At 38.8% G+C, this 18,571-nt stretch carries 13 protein-coding genes and 1 pseudogene; 4 read left to right on the top strand and 10 right to left on the bottom strand.

The window, feature by feature from the left end:
- Positions 1–48 precede the first annotated feature (48 nt).
- Positions 49–1,734, top strand: coding sequence for a gamma-glutamyltransferase (gene ggt, locus ODZ84_RS21620; protein ID WP_266174520.1), 1,686 nt, complete (start codon positions 49–51; stop codon positions 1,732–1,734).
- A gap of 134 nt (positions 1,735–1,868) precedes the next feature.
- Positions 1,869–3,149 (top strand): dicarboxylate/amino acid:cation symporter, encoded by a 1,281-nt coding sequence (locus ODZ84_RS21615; RefSeq protein WP_266174518.1) that lies wholly within the window; start codon positions 1,869–1,871, stop codon positions 3,147–3,149.
- Between the two features lie 181 nt (positions 3,150–3,330).
- Here ODZ84_RS21615 and ODZ84_RS21610 read toward each other — a convergent pair whose 3' ends face one another.
- The 6 genes and pseudogenes from ODZ84_RS21610 to gyrB all read right to left on the bottom strand — a co-directional run bounded on the left by ODZ84_RS21610 (position 3,331) and on the right by gyrB (position 11,981).
- Complete coding sequence (locus ODZ84_RS21610; RefSeq protein ID WP_266174517.1) at positions 3,331–4,182, bottom strand: diacylglycerol/lipid kinase family protein; 852 nt, start codon at positions 4,180–4,182, stop codon at positions 3,331–3,333.
- Positions 4,183–4,274: 92 nt separating this feature from the next.
- The gene (locus ODZ84_RS21605; RefSeq protein ID WP_266174516.1) at positions 4,275–5,093 is read right to left on the bottom strand and encodes a DUF3298 domain-containing protein; all 819 of its coding nucleotides are present in this window, start codon (positions 5,091–5,093) and stop codon (positions 4,275–4,277) included.
- Positions 5,094–5,169: 76 nt separating this feature from the next.
- Entirely contained in the window at positions 5,170–5,997 is an 828-nt protein-coding gene (locus ODZ84_RS21600; RefSeq protein ID WP_266174515.1) for an RsiV family protein, read from the bottom strand.
- 81 nt (positions 5,998–6,078) lie between these two features.
- Positions 6,079–8,010 (bottom strand): transglutaminase-like domain-containing protein, encoded by a 1,932-nt coding sequence (locus ODZ84_RS21595; protein WP_266174513.1) that lies wholly within the window; start codon positions 8,008–8,010, stop codon positions 6,079–6,081.
- Positions 8,011–8,012: 2 nt separating this feature from the next.
- Positions 8,013–9,905: a DUF3857 domain-containing protein gene (locus ODZ84_RS21590; protein WP_266174511.1), complete on the bottom strand. Its 1,893-nt coding sequence runs from the start codon at positions 9,903–9,905 to the stop codon at positions 8,013–8,015.
- A 142-nt stretch (positions 9,906–10,047) separates the two neighbouring features.
- A pseudogene (gene gyrB / locus ODZ84_RS23515) lies at positions 10,048–11,981 on the bottom strand (DNA topoisomerase (ATP-hydrolyzing) subunit B).
- A gap of 499 nt (positions 11,982–12,480) precedes the next feature.
- Between gyrB and ODZ84_RS21580 the strand changes: the two are divergent.
- Together ODZ84_RS21580 and ODZ84_RS21575 are read left to right on the top strand one after the other, a co-directional pair.
- Positions 12,481–13,824, top strand: coding sequence for a cytochrome ubiquinol oxidase subunit I (locus ODZ84_RS21580; RefSeq protein ID WP_266174510.1), 1,344 nt, complete (start codon positions 12,481–12,483; stop codon positions 13,822–13,824).
- Positions 13,821–14,825 (top strand): cytochrome d ubiquinol oxidase subunit II, encoded by a 1,005-nt coding sequence (locus ODZ84_RS21575; RefSeq protein WP_266174509.1) that lies wholly within the window; start codon positions 13,821–13,823, stop codon positions 14,823–14,825. The genes ODZ84_RS21580 and ODZ84_RS21575 overlap by 4 nt, the downstream gene beginning before the upstream one ends.
- 213 nt (positions 14,826–15,038) lie before the next feature.
- Here ODZ84_RS21575 and lysS read toward each other — a convergent pair whose 3' ends face one another.
- From lysS to ODZ84_RS21555, 4 genes are all read right to left on the bottom strand, one after another.
- Positions 15,039–16,736 carry a lysine--tRNA ligase gene (gene lysS / locus ODZ84_RS21570; protein ID WP_266174507.1) on the bottom strand — a complete coding sequence of 566 codons (1,698 nt, stop codon included), beginning with the start codon at positions 16,734–16,736 and terminating at the stop codon, positions 15,039–15,041.
- A 98-nt stretch (positions 16,737–16,834) separates the two neighbouring features.
- Entirely contained in the window at positions 16,835–17,764 is a 930-nt protein-coding gene (gene rlmF, locus ODZ84_RS21565) for a 23S rRNA (adenine(1618)-N(6))-methyltransferase RlmF (RefSeq protein WP_266174506.1), read from the bottom strand.
- A 2-nt stretch (positions 17,765–17,766) separates the two neighbouring features.
- Positions 17,767–18,135, bottom strand: a complete 369-nt coding sequence (locus ODZ84_RS21560; RefSeq protein WP_266174505.1) for a c-type cytochrome — start codon at positions 18,133–18,135, stop codon at positions 17,767–17,769.
- On the bottom strand, positions 18,135–18,350 hold the full coding sequence (locus ODZ84_RS21555; protein ID WP_266174504.1) for a hypothetical protein: 216 nt from the start codon (positions 18,348–18,350) through the stop codon (positions 18,135–18,137). The genes ODZ84_RS21560 and ODZ84_RS21555 overlap by 1 nt, the downstream gene beginning before the upstream one ends.
- Between the last annotated feature and the right edge of the window lie 221 nt (positions 18,351–18,571).

The following is an 18,571-nucleotide window of genomic DNA, read 5'->3' as shown; positions in this document are numbered from 1 at the left end:
AGACCCCATATTAAAACAAAATTGTAAATTCGAGTGTAAATTTTGCATATGAAAAAGATTATTATTCTGCTGGTTCTGTCTTCACATTCATTTTCAGCACAATACACAGATATCAATATCGTAAAAGAAGTTAAGGTAAAAAATAAGGGCGTCGTCGTTTCTGCTCATCCGCTTGCCAGTGAGGCCGGGGCTAAAATTCTTAAAATGGGTGGAAATGCCTATGATGCAGTTACCGCAACCCAATATGCGCTTGCAGTTGTATATCCTCAGGCAGGAAATATTGGCGGGGGCGGTTTTCTGGTCGGGGTAAAAAGCACCGGTGAGAAATTTACGATCGATTACCGCGAAACGGCGCCGAAAAAAGCATCCAGAGATATGTATCTGGATAAAAACGGTAAAGCCAATACAGACTTATCGCAAAACGGAAGGCTGGCAACAGGCATTCCGGGCAGCATTGCAGGATTCTTTGCTACTCAGAAATATGGCAGACTTACGATGGATCAGCTCATCCAGCCGGCCATTGATCTGGCAGAAAAGGGATTTGCTATTACCGATCTGGAAGCCAACATGCTAAATTCGCAAAAAGAAAAGTTTCAGAAGCATAATCAGTCGCCCATTGTTTTTGTAAAAGATACTCCGTGGAAAGCCGGTGATATTCTCGTTCAGAAAGAACTGGCTGAAACTTTAAAATTGATCCAGAAGCGAGGGCTAAAAGGTTTCTACGAAGGCAAAACAGCTGATCTTCTCGTCGCTGAAATGAAAAAAGGAAACGGAATCATTACTTTGGAGGATCTGAAGAACTATAAGGTTGCAGAAAGAAAAGCTCTGGAATTCGATTATAAAGGGAGCCATGTGGTTTCCATGCCATTGCCTTCCAGCGGAGGTGTCCTTCTCGCTCAAATGCTGAAGATGGCCGGCTATGAAAATCTTGAAAAGTATCAGCAGAACTCTACCCAGGCTGTTCAGATCATGGTGGAAGCAGAACGCAGAGCATATGCCGACCGGGCAGAATATATGGGTGACCCCGATTTCATTAAAGATAAAACCACTTATCTGATTTCGGATGAATATTTAAAAAACCGATGGAAAAGCTTCTCTTTCAGTAAGGCAACGCCAAGTGCAGAAGTAGGAAAAATTATTCATCAGCCTAAAGAATCGACCGAAACAACTCATATTTCAGTGCTCGACAAAGAAGGAAATGCTGCAGCAGTTACTACCACGCTTAACGGTTTATACGGAAGCAAAGTGGTCGTTTCCGGAGCCGGATTCTTTCTGAATAATGAGATGGATGATTTTTCCGTAAAACCGGGAGTTCCGAATATGTTTGGAGCCGTAGGCGGAGAAGCCAATGCCATCCAGCCTAATAAAAGAATGTTATCATCCATGACGCCTACGGTTGTTCTGAAAAACGGAAAACCTTATATGGTCGTAGGAACACCGGGTGGAACAACCATTCCGACTTCTGTTTATCAGTCGATTGTAGATATTGTTGATTTTAAACTGAATACCAACATTTCCGTTAACGCTCCGAAATTTCACCATCAGTGGCTTCCCGACACGGTAGCTTTTGAAAAGAATTTCCCGGAAGCGACTATTAAAGATTTGGAAAAGCTGGGTTATAAAGCGGAAAGATGGGATCATATCGGAAAAACAGAAATGATTACGATAGATGATAACGGAACCGTGCATGCCGTTGCAGATGGACGTGGGGATGATTCTGTAGCGGTAGAATAATGGATGTAAGTGAAGCCTATACTCTGAAATAAAGTTTTGGCGGGCCTGCGGCCCGCCAAAACTTTTATGATTTTTATCATATTTAAAAATAAATTTCCTTATTTTTCGGCTTTTAAAAAGCAAATAAACTTCTATTGAAAGCAAAAAAAATCTATCAGCAGCTTTACTTTCAGGTGATTATAGCCATCATTGCAGGTATCCTGCTGGGAAAATTCTATCCGGACCTGGGCGAAAAAATGAAACCCCTGGGAGACGGCTTTATTAAACTTGTAAAAATGATTATTGCTCCGGTGATTTTCATCACACTGACTTTGGGAATTGCCCATATGACCGATCTTAAAAAAGTAGGGCGAATTGCGGTAAAGGCAATGATTTATTTTTTCACCTTTTCAACTTTGGCATTAATTATCGGTTTAGTGGTGGGCAATATCTTACAGCCCGGGCATGGTTTGAATATTGATCCGGCTACACTTTCAGGAGACGTCTCGCAGTATCAGCAGAAAGCTCATGATTCAACATTGACGGGCTTTATCATGAATATCATCCCGGAAACCCTTTTCAGTCCACTCGTCGGTGAAAATATCCTTCAGGTGCTTCTGGTAGCCATCCTGATGGGCGTAGCTTTAGTTTTAACAAAGGAGAAAAGTCAGAAAGTAACGGCATTTTTGCAGGATCTTTCAACGCCGGTTTTCAAAATTGTGCATATGCTGATGAAGCTGGCTCCTATCGGGGCATTTGGAGCCATGGCATTTACGATTGGAAAATATGGTCTCCATTCTGTGCTGAATCTCATCTTTCTGGTCGGAACATTTTATATAACGTCAGCCTTATTTATCATTCTTGTTTTAGGTGCTGTTGCTTGGTACAACGGTTTTAATATTTTTAAACTGATGTATTATCTGAAGGAAGAACTGCTTTTGGTGCTGGGAACCAGTTCTTCAGAATCTGCCTTGCCCGGGATCATGGAAAAGCTTGAAAAGGCAGGCTGTTCAAGAGCCATTGTCGGCCTGGTAGTGCCTACGGGTTATTCATTTAACCTGGATGGCACCAATATTTATATGACCCTGGCTTCATTATTTATTGCCCAGGCCCTGAACATTCATCTTCCTCTTGAAAAGCAGCTGATGCTTCTATTATTCGCGATGTTAAGCTCAAAAGGTGCTGCCGGAGTTACAGGTGCAGGATTTGTAACTTTAGCCGCTACTTTGGCGGTAGTTCCTGAAATTCCGATTACGGGAATGACTTTGATTTTAGGAATCGACAAGTTTATGAGTGAATGCAGAGCGTTAACGAATGTAATCGGCAATTCTGTGGCTACCGTTGTGGTTGCCAACTGGGAAAAACAGCTGGATAAGACGCAGTTACAGTATTGTCTGGCGAATCCGAACGAAGTTGAAAAAAAACTGGAAGCTTAGTATCAGTTCTTTCATTTTGTAGATCGAATTAAGTTTGGAGCCTGATCCCGCTTTCCGCACTCGCTATTTCCTGTATTTCCGCGGCGAGCCTCCGGCTCGCCGCGGAAATACAGGAAATGAGCTCAGACAGATGCTGCAATCGGGGCTATTAAACCGACCGTTACCTGTCAAAAGTCTAGTTTCAGATCAGTATATTCAGGCTTGAAGGCTGTACTTTGATATGAATCGGAGATTTTATTTTGTTAAATTCACCATCCAGATGCCAGTTCTTGGTGTTTACTTTAAATTCAATTTCTGAAACCGGAAGGTAGGTGATATACTCATCATCTTTCAGTTTTTTTGTAAACATTCTGAATGCAAAGAGCGGAGAATAGGTCAGCGGAAATTTTTTAACCAGAACCATATCCACCAGCCCGTCACTTTTACTGGCATTGGGTGCAATGTATGCGTTATTGCCAAACTGCCGGGTATTCGCGATGTTGACCATTAAATATTTCCCATTGTACTGCTGATAACCCTCTGTTAAAAATTTAAGTTTAATCGGTTTGTAACTGAAAAATGTTTTTAAAGAAACTTTAATGTAGTTTTTAAATCCGCGGTTTGTCTTTTCAAACTCTTTGACAACTTTCCCATCAAATCCCGTTCCTGAGACATTGATTGACAGCCGTTCATTAACCGTAAAAGTATCAATCTTTCTGGATTTTTTAACTTTAATTTTCTCTAAAAGTTCCGTCAGGTTTTTGCCGAACTGTGTTTCACTGGAAAACCCATTTCCTGATCCGGCAGGAAAGATAGCGAGAATTTTGTCAGTGTTGATCAGGTTTCTGGCCACAGTAGAAATAGTACCATCCCCTCCGATGGCAACAAAAATATCAACTGAATCAAAATATCTTTCAATGAAATCATCAGTTCCCTGAATAGATTCTGAGACATAGTATAAAGGATTGTCAACCTTATTCGTAAGCTCATTGAGAAAGGGCAGATAATTTTTTTTTGCCGAAAAAGGATTGATGATGAAAGCTACTTTTTCCATTGTCGCAAAAATAGAAAATTGATTGCTGATTTTGAGCTTATTTAAAGATTAATTAAATTAAAAAATCATTAATGAAGAAAAGCAGGGTTTGATCAGTAACGGATTTTCATTCGTTGCTGAAAATCAGAGTTTATACTTTCCTTTAAATCATTCCATGGAACCGGGATAATAAGATCTCCAATGGTATACCGGGTAGTAATTTCATTGATATTATAATGAAAATAAAGATTTTTTTCATCAAAATAAAAATTGTTTGTCACCGGAAAATTACTGGAAGCTAAGAGATTGAATCCTCTGGGATCATATTTTGCCATCTGCTGCATCATCGTTGTATTACAGATATTCTTTCTTAAGATTTCCGACATTCTGCCAGCAGATATGTCCGTGAGATCAGACAACTGTACTTTCTTACTGTTTTTTAAATCGATCACTTTTTCTGCATAGGTATAATTGTCGGAATCTCCGTTTTCCGAGATATTTTCATAATACTGAATATGAATAAAACCGTTTTTATTTGATCGGAGATTCATTTGAGAAGTATTTTCCCATTTTCCTTTCTGTCCTTTTACAGGCGTGAGCTGCAAAGATTTTACAAGCGCATAAGCATCCTCCTTTTGATCTTTCAGGTATTTCTGTAATCCTGTCTTGGAGAAATCTTTAATATTTTTTTTGTGGGAATAAATGCTGTCGAGAATTTTTTTATCGTGCAGATCAGGAAATACGAGAAGTTTTGACGAATATCTCATGGTCACTGAATCAAAAACGGTGAGAGAGTCTTCTTCAATTACAGAATCAACACGAAAATCAAAAAAATCCTCATTCTGTACCTCCTGGTTCCCATCTTTAAATTCTTTACAACTGAATATTGAGAAAAGCAAAACAAGGATCCAGGCGTAACTTCCATTTTTCATAACACAGTGTTTCATGTCATCAGTCAAAAAACATTCCAAAGGCATATAAAAAAACATCCGTACGGATGCCTCTCCGTTATTTTATCTTCATTCTTTCCATAAATTCAGGCTTCAGCGTACCTTTCAGTTCCTCCCATGAAATGGGAATCAGTAGATCACCTGCCGCAAAAGCAGTGATTTCATAAGGACTGTAATGGAAGTACAGGTTTTTTTGATCAAAATAAAAATTACCGGTAGCCGGAATCTTGTCAACGATGAGCATATCTGAGTTATCGACAGTCCCGTTTTCATCGGTAGTTCCTCCCGGCTGCTTATTGATATTATTTTTTAGAAGTTCTTCCAGCTTATTTTTAGGCATTGAGGTAATATCATCCAGCTGTAGTTTCTTTTTATTTTTAAGATCGAAAACTCTTTCTGCGAATCCGTAGTTATCATGGGCTCCTCCTTCGTAAGAACCCCAGAAATATTCAATATGCATATAGTCATTCACATTGGAAACCATTTTCATGGAAGTATCCGAATACCATTCCTGATAATACCGGATATCAGGAAGCCAGTCCTTGGAATCTTTCTTTACACTGATAAAATAATCATTCTTTTCTTTTTCATTCAGCTTTTTAATGCCCTCTTTAGAGAAGTCCCGGACATCTTTGCTGGTATAATATATACTGTCCAGCAGTTTTTTATCTTTTATAGTGGGAAAGACCAACATTTGAGCGCTGAATTTTATTTTTAGAGAATCTGTCAGCATAACCGAGTCTTTTACAACCACAGAATCAAGCGTAAATTTCTCAGGCTGAGCAACCTCTGTTACATTGGCAGCCAGATGATCAGATTTCTTCTTATTGCATGACGAGACAGCAAATACAGAAAACAGTGCAACAACAGCAATGGTATTTTTCATAGTTTAATTTTATATCCTGAATACAAAAACCATTCAAAAAATTGAATGGTTTTGAAAATATTTAAAAATTAGTATTAATTTTTATTTTTTAATCAGACTGATCACCTGATTTTCCTGCTTTGAAGCCACGCCCCAAATCTGCTTGAAGGCAGTATAATATTCTTTCGGATAATCGGCACTGCCCACTTTCGTTGTGGAAGTTATTTCCAGTGTATTGCCTTTCTGTGCTACAGAATAGCTGTATTCGATCTCTTTGTCTTCCGTCACAATTTTCTTGTTCTTCGGCAGTTCCTCAACGACGTATCCGTCCGGAATTTCCAGAAGTATTTTCTTTACTCTGGTATAGGGTGATATGAAATCGATGGTATACCTTCTTGCTTCGGTCTGGTCAAATTCGTTGGAGTTTTTATTGAGAAACAGCATGGGGTTAATAATCATTTTCTTTCCGATCCTGTCTATTAGATTATCGGACGAGAAATTCATTGTACTTTCAAAATCTCCGTTATTCAAAACTTTTGAATCAATATTCGTAAAATCGATGGCAAAATTCTCTTTGTACTGTTTCTTATATTTATCCGTATTGTCATCATAATTTTCTTTTGCAAACATCGCAAATGCCCCGGTGTCTTTATCTGAATAGGTTCCTGAAATGCTGCCGTTATCATTAATTTTTGCGGTGGCTGTCAAATACGTGAAACTCGGTTTTGCATTAACCATTGAGAGCTGCTGCACTTTATCTTTTGACAACAGTATCCCGTACTCATTCCAGTCTCTCGGCGGAAGCTGATCCATCGACGACTGTTTTGACGTAGCATCATACAGATGATACACATCATCTACTTTTATGGCAGCAATTACAAAGTTAAGATTGGAAACATTGGGGGACGCCAGATTGATAAGCCCATTGTTCACCGTGGAAATAAGAATCGGGTCCGCTTTAATTCCAGCTTCACGAAGCATGGCTATAAGAAGCAGATTGATTTCTGCGGCATTTCCCGTTTTGGTTTCTACCAGTTTTTTGAGTCCCTGTTCTGTATAAATGCCCCTGTCCTTGTTCCATGTAAAGGTATTCTGAACATATTTAAAAACAGCATCTGCTTTCTCGATGTCACTGCCAAGACCTGAAATTCCTGCCGGCAGAATCTCTTTTGCCAGCCTTGTTTTTTTTAATTCTCCACCGAAATCTTCGTTTTGGTAAAGCCTTTCTTTAATCTGCTCCCAGGATGAAGAGTACAGCTTTAATTCCCTGAAATTGGTAGAGTTCAGCTCGGCACTGATCTTTGTCCTGTAATTCCTGTCGTTTTTTACAAATTTTTCCGTTTTAAACCCTTTGATGTTTTCATATCCGAAACGATAGGTCTTATACTGGGTCCCGTACAGGTTTCTTTCTTCCACCACTCTGTATTTTGGAGTTATAGACCCCGTATAATTGATATTATAAGCAATATTTAAAGGGTTTTCCAATACATATTCCGTATAGAGTGACGGCGTATCAGATTCGATCATAATCTCAGGGATCGCAAATAAAAAGGGAGAGATTACTTCATACTGATATTCCAGGACAGATCCGTCTTTCACGTTTGGAAAAGCCAGCTTAGTGATCGTAATATATTTACTTTCCTTACTTTTAAATTTAGAGTTTTTTTCAACCCTAGTCGAAACAGCCACGCCATTCTCAAGGTTATAAGTCAGTGCTTTTACTTTATTTAACGTTTCAACATCACTTCCGCTCTGGTATAAAGGAACTTCAAGATTCAACCAGTCTTCAGCCTTATCTTTATTATAAATTTTAACCCTGTAAAAGTATTTTTTGTGAAGCCATCCTGTAGAATGATCTACCATAAAATGCAGTGATCTGTAAAGAATTTCTGCGGGAGCATTTTCATCCAGGGTTGATTTGGTCTTGGATAAATCGGCATCATTAAATTTCGGAGGATTAAGAAATTCATGTTTCTGTGCATCGATGAGCATAAAGTTCATCGAACCCAAAACAATTAAAAATATTTTTTTCATTTTTAAATCTTAGTTATTAGAATTTTCGAATTGTCAATATTTATTGTTTTTTTTCTGAAATTGACATAGTCATTATATTTTTCTTTAGGATAAATACCTTTGTTAATGCGTATTTTTCTGCTTACTTTTATTTCTTCACCATTTTTTACGAAACTGAGTTTATAATTTCCGAATTCAGAATTAACAGTTACGTCATCCGGTATTTCATCGATCTTATAATTTTTGGGAATGATAAAGCTGATCTCAAAATCATCTTCAAAGGCCTGTCTCAACTCAAAAGGAAGTTCACGGTTTTCATCTGTTTTATAAATATTATTCGAGAAAATAGGTACCGACCTGAAAATCATGCTGTTTCCCGCATTTTTGGAATAATTCAGAGCTTTAAAATCCATTTCGAACTTTGCCATGGCCAGATCGCGGTCATTGATATAGTTTTTCATTTCAACTTTATCAAAGTTTAAAACATCTATACGATTCTTCAGCAAATCGTTTCTTTCTTTAGGAGATAAATTATTATATGACAGATTAATATCATACTGGCTCCCGGTAAACGCAAACTGTCCTGCACCTGTAATACTGTTGTCTTCGTTCAGGATAATTTTCAGAGACTGTTTTTCTTTGTTCTGTTCTGCGCTGTAGGTCGGTGTACTGATCAGTTCAATCCCGTCTTTTCTAACGGATAGCACATTTCTGTCCGTCGTGCTGTAACTTAAGTGATTATAAGCTACCTGCTGGCTTGTATTTTCCAGCCATATATTTCCTTTCTCCGTAGGCACCATTAAAATAGCATGGTTACCACCCATTGCAGGAAAATCCTTATCAAAAGAAGTATGAGAAATTCCTGAATTTATAACACAATAATAAGAAGGTATTCCTGCTTCATCCAGCAGCGTTTTCATATAATTTGTCAGACCTTTACAGTCTCCATAGCCTTTTTTATGTACCTCATCCGGCAACATCGGCATCCATCCTCCGATCCCGAGTCCCACAAAAATATATCGGGTCTTTGCCTGCATGTACTGATAGAGCTTTTTTACCTTTTCTTCCGTAGATCCCTGCAGCTGCAGTGCGGCAACTTCCGATTTTATCGATGGGGTAGATACGGAAACGGGCTGTACGAGGTTGTTATAATACCAGGTTCCAAAATCTGTCCAGGTATTCAGGGTTCCCTGCTTACCTTCAAGATTGAATTTTGTCAATGCAAAACTTACCTTAGGCAGGATTTCTTCAGGCTGTGGTAAGAGATCAGCTTCATCCACTGCCTTCACATTTTTGTAAGAATAAATCTTGTCCGTCATAGTACCGGATTCGGCGACAGATGTATAGTTGTATTTTGAAGGATATATCTTAGTCCTCAAATCGATTCCGGATTTATTGATCACTCGGAATTCAGCTTCTTCCAGCGAGGTCTTTGTACTGGAAAAAGGAACAAAATCAGGAATAAAAATGGTATTTTCATTGGTAATCTCATACGAGAAATCCACCGTGTAAGGATACTGCGTGGGCGTATAAGACAATGCCATAATCCTGCTGTTTGAATAGAATACTCCCTGGCTGTTATTGGCATAATCTCCAAAATCAGATTTCGAATATGATTTCACCTTTTTTCCTGATGCATCATAAATCGTTACCTTAACATTTGAGATACTGTTTCCTTTTTTATACGGAATGTAAAGCAGTGCCTTTTCATCACCTTCTTTATTTAAAACAGTGGTTACTTTATTGGTCAGATATTTTACTTCATCAATTTTATTGATCTGAACGGTCATAAAATCTTTTCTGACTACCGCATTGGCATTTTTTTTTAAATTTTCGGAAATTGAAGAAACCGGAAAGCTTTGAGCATAATATAAAGAAGCAAATGAAATTGCCCCGATACAAAGTATTTTCATCATTGTTATTAAAATTTAGCAAAAATAGCAAAATCTTAATAACTGTTAAAATTATTTGTGAAAATCAATAAAAAAAGATCATATCTTATTTTGTAAATAAAAAAGTCCCTTAAAAAAGGGACTTTCGTTATAATCGTGCTAATTACTATGCATCAATTTTTGCATATTTTGCGTTTTTCTCAATAAATTCTCTTCTTGGTGGAACTTCATCCCCCATCAGCATAGAGAAAACACTGTCTGCCTCAACGGCATTATCAATAGTTACCTGCTTCAGGATTCTGTGTTCAGGATTCAGGGTTGTTTCCCAAAGCTGCTCCGGATTCATCTCTCCAAGACCTTTATAACGCTGGATTTCTACGCCTTTTCCGTCCGGAGACATCTCCAGAGTAAACTCTTCACGTTCTTTTTCGTTATAGGCATACACCTTTTTATTTCCTCTTTTCAGTAAATATAAAGGCGGCTGTGCAATATAAATGTATCCGTTCTCAATGAGTTCTTTCATAAATCTGAAGAAGAATGTAAGAATCAGGGTAGAAATGTGGGAACCATCGATATCGGCATCGGTCATGATAACGATTTTATGATATCTTAATTTAGTCATATTCAACGCTTTACTGTCTTCTTCCGTTCCTACGGAAACGCCTAAAGCCGTATAAATGTTCTTAATTTCCTCGTTATCATAAACTTTATGAAGCATAGATTTCTCTACATTCAGAATTTTACCTCTTAACGGAAGAATAGCCTGAAAATGTCTGTCGCGGCCCTGTTTGGCCGTTCCACCTGCGGAATCACCCTCTACCAGGAACAGTTCTGATTCGGCCGGATCTTTGGACGAACAGTCAGATAATTTCCCGGGAAGGCCGGAACCTCCCATCGGAGATTTTCTCTGAACCATTTCACGGGCTTTTTTTGCTGCCTGTCTCGCTTTTGCCGCCAGAACAACCTTCTGAACAATAATTTTTGCTTCATTAGGATTTTCTTCCAGGAAATTGGTCAGCATTTCACCTACAATTTTATCAACAGCACCGGAAACTTCAGAGTTTCCTAATTTTGTTTTTGTCTGCCCTTCAAACTGAGGTTCCATTACTTTTACGGAAATCACGGCCGTTAATCCTTCACGGAAGTCATCTCCCGTGATGTCTACTTTTTCCTTCTGTGGAATACCCAGGTCATCAGCGTACTTCTTCAGCGTTCTCGTTAAAGCACGTCTGAAACCCGCAAGGTGGGTTCCCCCTTCATGGGTATTGATATTATTTACGTAAGAATGGAGATTTTCGTTGAAAGAAGTATTATAACGCATCGCAACTTCTACAGGAATTTCATCTCTCTCTCCTTCCATGAAAATCACGTGTTCCATAATGGATTCACGGCTTCCGTCGATATATTCTACAAATTCCTTTAACCCGCCTTCCGAATGGAAAACCTCGGTTTTGAAAGTGTCGTCTTCCAGCTTCTCTCTCTATCGGTTAGGGTAATAGTAATTCCCTTATTAAGGTACGAAAGCTCTCTTAAACGGCTTGCTAACGTATCATAGTTGTATACCAGTTCTGTAAAAATAGTATCGTCCGGCTGGAAGAACTGCTTGGTTCCTCTTTTATCACTGTGTCCTATTTCTTCTACCTCGGTCTGTGCTTTCCCTTTGGAATATACCTGCTGATAAACATTTCCGTCTCTGTAAACGGTAGTCACCATTTCGTTAGACAAAGCATTCACACACGATACCCCAACTCCGTGAAGACCTCCGGAAACTTTATAAGAATCTTTATCGAATTTACCTCCGGCCCCGATCTTGGTCATAACAACCTCAAGAGCCGATTTTTGTTCTTTTTCGTGAAAGTCAACAGGAATCCCTCTACCGTTATCGCTAACTTCGATCCCGTTTCCTTCTTTAATAGCAACGAAGATGGTGTCGCAGTAACCTGCCAAAGCTTCGTCAATAGAGTTATCTACTACTTCATAAACCAAATGGTGAAGACCTCTGACTCCTACATCACCAATGTACATTGAAGGACGCATACGTACGTGCTCCATCCCTTCCAATGCCTGAATACTACTCGCTGTATATTGTTTCTGACTCATATTAAATATTAAAAATCCTGCGATATGCAAAGACCCACAAATATCGTGATTTTTTTCGAAATATGAAAGTTAAAATATGTCAAAAAACATCGCTCTGACCATATGAAACAGACAGCAGCCAGCCTGAATTTTACATTAATAATTTTATATCAGCTTATTTTTTTATATTCAATTTTTTTGCATTTTGCCTCAGATTATCTGAATTTTTTATGCATTTTAGGAGAAAATGTGGTTCCGGTAAATACTTATTATATTTTCTTGTATTCTTATCAGAAAGAGGAGTGCATCTTTTTTCAAAGATCTCGCGGTAGGCAACCAATCCTTTTTATAAGAAAACTCTTCATTAAACACTTTACTAAAATCAAAATTATAAATGACCTGTTTTCTGAGACAGTTAAAAAATATCAAAGTTAAAACCTAAGATTTAAATCATTGCTGTTGTAAATCATACCGGACATGAATAATTTATACGTAAATTTATTACTCAAAAGTGAATAGTATGGATGATTTTTTAGCTGCCCGGGCACAAATGGCCATGTCCCTCGGGTTTCATATCATATTCTCCTGTGTGGGTATGGTGATGCCCTTTTTAATGGCATTTGCCCACTGGAAATATCTTAAAACCAACAACGAAATTTACAAAGGGCTCACGAAAGCCTGGAGCAAAGGTGTTGCGATCCTTTTTGCCGTAGGGGCCGTTTCCGGAACCATGCTTTCTTTTGAGCTGGGGCTTCTGTGGCCTGCCTTCATGAAACATGCAGGTCCTATTTTCGGAATGCCGTTTTCTTTGGAAGGAACTGCTTTTTTTATTGAAGCCATAGCCATCGGATTTTTCCTGTACGGCTGGGATAAATTTAATAAATGGTTTCACTGGTTTTGCGGATTTCTGGTGGGGTTAAGCGGACTGGCCTCAGGAATATTGGTTGTGGCAGCCAATGCATGGATGAATTCTCCGGCCGGTTTTGATTATATAAACGGACAGTACTTAAATATAGATCCTATCAAAGCAATGTTTAATGATGCCTGGTTTCCCCAGGCTCTTCATATGAGTGTAGCGGCCTTTTGTGCAACGGGATTTGCCGTAGCGGGTGTACATGCCTACTTAATTATGAGGAAAAAGAATGTGGAATTTCACACCAAAGCATTCAGGATTGCCGCAGGATTTGCTTTAATCGGAGCTTTTGGAGCGCCTTTAAGCGGTGATATTGCCGCAAAATCTGTTGCAGAGAGACAACCGATCAAACTGGCAGCCATGGAAGCGCATTTTGAAACAGAGAAAGGCGCCTCTTTTGTTATTGGAGGAATTCCAGACGTAGAAAAAGGAGAAATAAATTACGCACTCAAAATTCCGAAAGTTCTCAGTTTTTTGGTGGCCAATGATTTTAATCATGAAGTAAAAGGACTGAAAGAGTTTCCACGAGATGAATGGCCTCCTGTTCCTGTTGTGCATTATGCGTTTCAGATTATGATCTTTTTTGGAGTGGTGATGATTATGATCGGGGCCGTTTATGTCTATGCTGCTTTTTTCAGAAAAGAATGGCTGAGCAAAAACTGGCTTTTAAAAACTTTTTTAATCGCTACTCCTTTTGGATATATTGCTCTGGAAGCGGGATGGACCGTAACGGAAGTGGGACGGCAGCCCTGGATCATCTACGGGATTATGAGAACTGTTGATGCCGTAACCCCGATGCCCGGAATACAGTATTCATTTTACTTCTTCACGGCGGTATTTATTTCTTTATCACTTATTATCATTTTCTTATTGACACGGCAGATACAGATGGTTCCAAGATTGTATGACCCTACCGATCCTCAGTTTAACTCCAAAAATAAAAAATCATGATTTACGTAGTTATTGGCTTTCTCTGGCTGTCGATATGCTTATATGTGATATTGGGCGGTGCGGATTTCGGAGCCGGAATTGTAGAACTTTTTACGCAAAAAAAATCGCGTGGTAAAACTAAAGAAATCATGTATGAGTCAATCGCTCCGGTTTGGGAGGCTAATCATATGTGGCTGATCATTGCTATTGTTATTCTTTTTGTCGGTTTTCCCGAAATTTATACTACCCTGTCAACCTATCTTCATATCCCTCTGGTTTTAATGCTTGTCGGAATTATTGCGAGAGGAACTGCTTTTACGTTCAGGCATTATGATGCTGTAAAGGATGACTGGCAGGTGGTGTATACACAGATCTTTTATTTTTCAAGTTTACTGACTCCATTTTTTTTGGGTTTGATTGCTGCAGCAACGATTTCACATTCGATCGATCCGGATGCCACCGGTTTTTTAGATTTATATATTTTCAGCTGGCTGAATTGGTTTGGTGTATCAGTGGGACTGTTTACAGTGTCTATCTGTGCCTATCTGGCGTCTGTATTTGCATTACGGGAAACCACAGACCGCCTGGAACTTAACCTGATGATCAAAAAATCGAAACAAACGATGATCTTCGTTGTGATCACCGGAATTCTGGTATTTTTCACTGCTTATATTTCGGATATTCCTTTACTGATGTGGGTATTTTCAAAGCCGCTGGGAATAATGGCTACGGTCTTTGCCACCGTCTGTTTAGTTTTAATCTTAAAAGCGATGAATACCCGGAAATTACTTCCGGTGAGAGCCCTGGCCGGATTTCAGATTATTATGATTCTTGTTGCGGCAACCTATCAGCATAATCCTAATATTATTCTTTTTGCCAACGGACAGCATCTATCACTGCTGGAACATGTAGCGGCACCTAAGACAATTTCTGCGCTGGCGTGGGCTCTTATGCTGGGATCACTGTTTATCCTTCCGTTTCTGTTTTATTTAATGGCGTCGTTCAGTAAACTGAGGAAATAGATATCTAATGAAAAAAGGCCGTTCAACTGGTTGTTGAACGGCCTTTTTAATACTTCTGCGAGTTTTCTTATTTGTGAATAGTTTTAGCACATACCATTCTCAATATTTAATATTCAAATTCCGGGTAAATAGTATAGGATCGCATCTTATCACTGGATAATGATAATAGAAAAAGACTGCCTTCCGGCAGTCCTGTAATATGATTTGTTTAAGTTAAACCAGTTTCATAAAAACGTTCTCTTCAATTTTCTCTACTTTAACCAGATTATTCTTCGTTAAAGTTTTTGAAGCTTTGTCCCATTTTTTACCTGAAAGTTTAGATTGGTCTTTTACTTCAGCCAAAGCAACCTGATCTCCTGATTTCAGAATGTCAAGGATTATTTTTTCATCTTCACCCAGTTCAATCTGAGGAACCGCTTTTTCAGGCTTCATCTGCGGGAAGAATAAAACTTCCTGAATGGAGGCATTATCCGTTAAAAACATGATCAGTCGGTCCATTCCTATGCCTAAACCTGATGTCGGCGGCATTCCGTATTCAAGAGCTCTTAAGAAATCTTCATCGATAAATTGCCCTGCTTCATCATCTCCTTTTTCAGATAACTTCAGCTGATCTTCAAAACGCTCTCTCTGATCGATCGGATCATTAAGCTCGGAATAGGCATTGGCGATTTCTTTACCACATACCATTAATTCAAAACGTTCTGTAAGACCTTCCTTGCTTCTGTGTTTTTTAGTAAGCGGTGACATTTCGATGGGATAATCTGTAATGAAAGTCGGCTGAATAAAGTTTCCTTCACATTTTTCACCGAAGATCTCATCAATTAATTTCCCTTTACCCATCGTTTCATTCACCTCAATGCCGATGGATTTGGCAAAATCGAATAATTCCTGCTCTGTCTTCCCTGTGATATCAAAACCTGTAAATTTCAGGATGGCATCTGTCATGGAGATTCTTTCGTAAGGGGCTTTGAAATCAACTTCATATTCACCAAAGGTCGCTTTTGTCGTTCCGTTAACCTGAATGGCACAGAATTCCAGTAATTTTTCTGTGAAATCCATCATCCAGTTGTAATCTTTATAGGCGACATAGATTTCCATGGCTGTAAATTCAGGGTTATGCGTTCTGTCCATTCCTTCATTTCTGAAATTTTTTGAGAACTCATAAACTCCGTCAAAACCACCTACGATCAGTCTTTTCAGATATAATTCGTTCGCGATTCTTAAATACAAAGGGATATCCAGGGCATTGTGATGCGTGATAAAAGGTCTTGCAGCGGCTCCTCCCGGAATCGACTGTAAGATCGGTGTTTCCACCTCAAAATATCCTGCATCATTAAAGAAAGTCCTCATTGCATTGAACAGTTTTGTTCTCTTTACAAAAACTTCTTTTACGTGCGGGTTTACCGTTAAATCTACATAACGCTGTCTGTATCTCATTTCAGGATCATTGAAACCGTCATGTACCACACCATTATCATCTGTTTTTGCCTGAGGGAGAGGTCTTAAAGCTTTCGTTAATAGGGTGAAGTTTTTCACCAAAACGGTCTTCTCACCAACCTGAGTAGTGAAGAGTTCCCCTTCAATACCGATAATATCTCCTATATCTAAAAGGTGCTTGTATACTTCATTATATAAAGTCTTGTCTTCACCTGTACAGATCTCATCTCTGTTGAAATACACCTGGATTCTGCCTGTAGAATCCTGCAATTCAGCAAAAGAAGCTTTTCCCTGAATTCTGCGGGACATCAATCTACCAGCGATCTTCACCTGTTTACTTTCTGTGAAGTCCTGTTTTATAGATTCTGTAGTATCTGTAAGGGTATACTCATCCGCAGGGAACGCATTAATCCCCATTTCAGTAAGCTTGTTCAGCTTTTCTCTTCTAATGATTTCTTGTTCTGATAATTGCATCGTATTTATTTAAAATAACGTGCAAAATTAGTGATTTTGAACTGACGGTCAATGACTTTTTTAAGAAAAATAATTTTTCTGAAATAAATATTTGGAATTTATATCAACCAGGATTTCCTGTCTTTTTGGGGAATGAATGTCCAGGCCAGCATCCTGCTGATTTTCTGGCCCTGAGCCATATCAACAGTTTTAAATTCCAGAGCTTTTGCTTTTTGCAAAAGTTGGGTTAATTTATAGAGATTCTCTTTTTTAGAAACCAGGCAGGTAAACCAGAGAACCTGTGATGAAAAGAGAGCACTCTCATTAATCATTCCTGAAATAAAACCCAGTTCACCGCCTTCGCACCACAGTTCAGACTGTTGACCGCCAAAATTAAGCAGGGGTTTCTGAACTTTGGATTTATTAATATTTTTTGTTTTCCTGATATTGCCTTTCAGTGCAGATTGTTCAGAATCATGAAAAGGGGGATTGCACATGGTAAAGGCGAACTTATCTCCCGGCTCAATAATATTTCTGAAGATAAAATCAGAATCCGGTTGCTTTTTCAATTGTACAAAAGACTCCAGATCAGGGTTATGATCTAGAATCCTTTGCGCATTTTCTAAAGAATCCAGATTAATGTCCGAGCCCAGCATTTTCCAGCCATAAGACCTGTGAGCCAACAGAGGATACACCAGATTGGCTCCCACTCCTATATCCAGACCCTGGACGGATGATCCAACAGGAATTTCTTTCGGTTGATCTGCTAAAAGATCAGCTATATAATGAATATAATCTGCACGTCCCGGAATAGGCGGACATAGATTAGAATCCGGGATATCCCATTCCTGAATATGGTAAAAATGTTGTAATAAGGCTTTATTCAGCAGTTTTACGGCTTTCGGAATGCTGAAATTAATGGTTGTTGTTCCGTAAGCATTCTCAAAAACGTAATGTTTCAGTTCCGGCACACAAGAAACAAGCCGATCAAAATCATATGGATTGCGATGTAAATTTCTTGTGTGCAGACTGGATTTTTCGGGAGTCATTTTTATTTTTTCTGACTTAAAATGTACTCTACCATTTTCTTTGCATCTTCTTTAGATACCTGAGGATGAGCAGACATAGGGACGCTCCCCCAGACACCACTTCCGCCTTCTATGATCTTGGAAGCCAGCAGCTCAATATCCTTTTGGGAATATTTTCCTGCGATCTCCCGGTAGGAAGGTCCTATCATTCTCTCATTTACCGAATGACAGCCTGAACAGTCTAATGTTTCAATGAGCTGATCTCCTGAAAGACTGGACTGTGCAGGCTCTGAAACCGATGGAGTTTCAGTAGTGTCATTAGCCGTATTTTCTTTTTTGGAACAGGAACATATCAGCAAACCTAAGCATCCTGTCAAAAATAGTTTTTTCATTATTTCGCAGCTGCAGAATCGGTTTTAGGAGCCTGCGGAGCCGGTGTGGCATTGATAGCGGCAGAATCCGGTTTTTTAGCTGCGGAATCTACCATGGTAGGTGCATCCGGCTCAGGTAACATCGTGTTGCTGTCCTGTAAATCATGATCAGGTTTTTTTGAACAGTTCGCTACCAATAAGCCTCCGATAAATGCAATTGCTAATACTTTTTTCATTGTTTTCTAATTTGTCACAAAAATATAAAAAATAAACTTTTAAACTCATGACAAATGTTCACTTTACAATATTTTCAGAAATATTCACATACTGAAAGATCAGGCGTATAAGAATCGGGCGGGAAATTCACAAAGACTTATAAAAGAAATCAAGAATAATTCGCAGGACAAAATTATAAATTACACTTAAGTTTTTTTAATTTCGTCAAATTTGTGTTTTG

Source organism: Chryseobacterium fluminis, from assembly GCF_026314945.1.
Taxonomy (GTDB): domain Bacteria; phylum Bacteroidota; class Bacteroidia; order Flavobacteriales; family Weeksellaceae; genus Chryseobacterium; species Chryseobacterium fluminis.
Note: the sequence above shows the minus strand (reverse complement) of the source record. Positions and strands in the feature narration are given on the sequence as shown.

What these genes read in the sequence shown, in the direction of transcription:
- rlmF (WP_266174506.1), bottom strand. Translation starts at nt 17,764, where the DNA reads ATGACTCCCGAAAAATCCAGTCTGCACACAAGAAATTTACATCGCAAT.
- ODZ84_RS21605 (WP_266174516.1), bottom strand. Translation starts at nt 5,093, where the DNA reads ATGAAAAATGGAAGTTACGCCTGGATCCTTGTTTTGCTTTTCTCAATA.
- ODZ84_RS21590 (WP_266174511.1), bottom strand. Translation starts at nt 9,905, where the DNA reads ATGATGAAAATACTTTGTATCGGGGCAATTTCATTTGCTTCTTTATAT.
- ODZ84_RS21580 (WP_266174510.1), top strand. Translation starts at nt 12,481, where the DNA reads ATGGATGATTTTTTAGCTGCCCGGGCACAAATGGCCATGTCCCTCGGG.
- ODZ84_RS21560 (WP_266174505.1), bottom strand. Translation starts at nt 18,135, where the DNA reads ATGAAAAAACTATTTTTGACAGGATGCTTAGGTTTGCTGATATGTTCC.
- ggt (WP_266174520.1), top strand. Translation starts at nt 49, where the DNA reads ATGAAAAAGATTATTATTCTGCTGGTTCTGTCTTCACATTCATTTTCA.
- ODZ84_RS21600 (WP_266174515.1), bottom strand. Translation starts at nt 5,997, where the DNA reads ATGAAAAATACCATTGCTGTTGTTGCACTGTTTTCTGTATTTGCTGTC.
- ODZ84_RS21595 (WP_266174513.1), bottom strand. Translation starts at nt 8,010, where the DNA reads ATGAAAAAAATATTTTTAATTGTTTTGGGTTCGATGAACTTTATGCTC.
- ODZ84_RS21575 (WP_266174509.1), top strand. Translation starts at nt 13,821, where the DNA reads ATGATTTACGTAGTTATTGGCTTTCTCTGGCTGTCGATATGCTTATAT.
- lysS (WP_266174507.1), bottom strand. Translation starts at nt 16,736, where the DNA reads ATGCAATTATCAGAACAAGAAATCATTAGAAGAGAAAAGCTGAACAAG.
- ODZ84_RS21610 (WP_266174517.1), bottom strand. Translation starts at nt 4,182, where the DNA reads ATGGAAAAAGTAGCTTTCATCATCAATCCTTTTTCGGCAAAAAAAAAT.
- ODZ84_RS21555 (WP_266174504.1), bottom strand. Translation starts at nt 18,350, where the DNA reads ATGAAAAAAGTATTAGCAATTGCATTTATCGGAGGCTTATTGGTAGCG.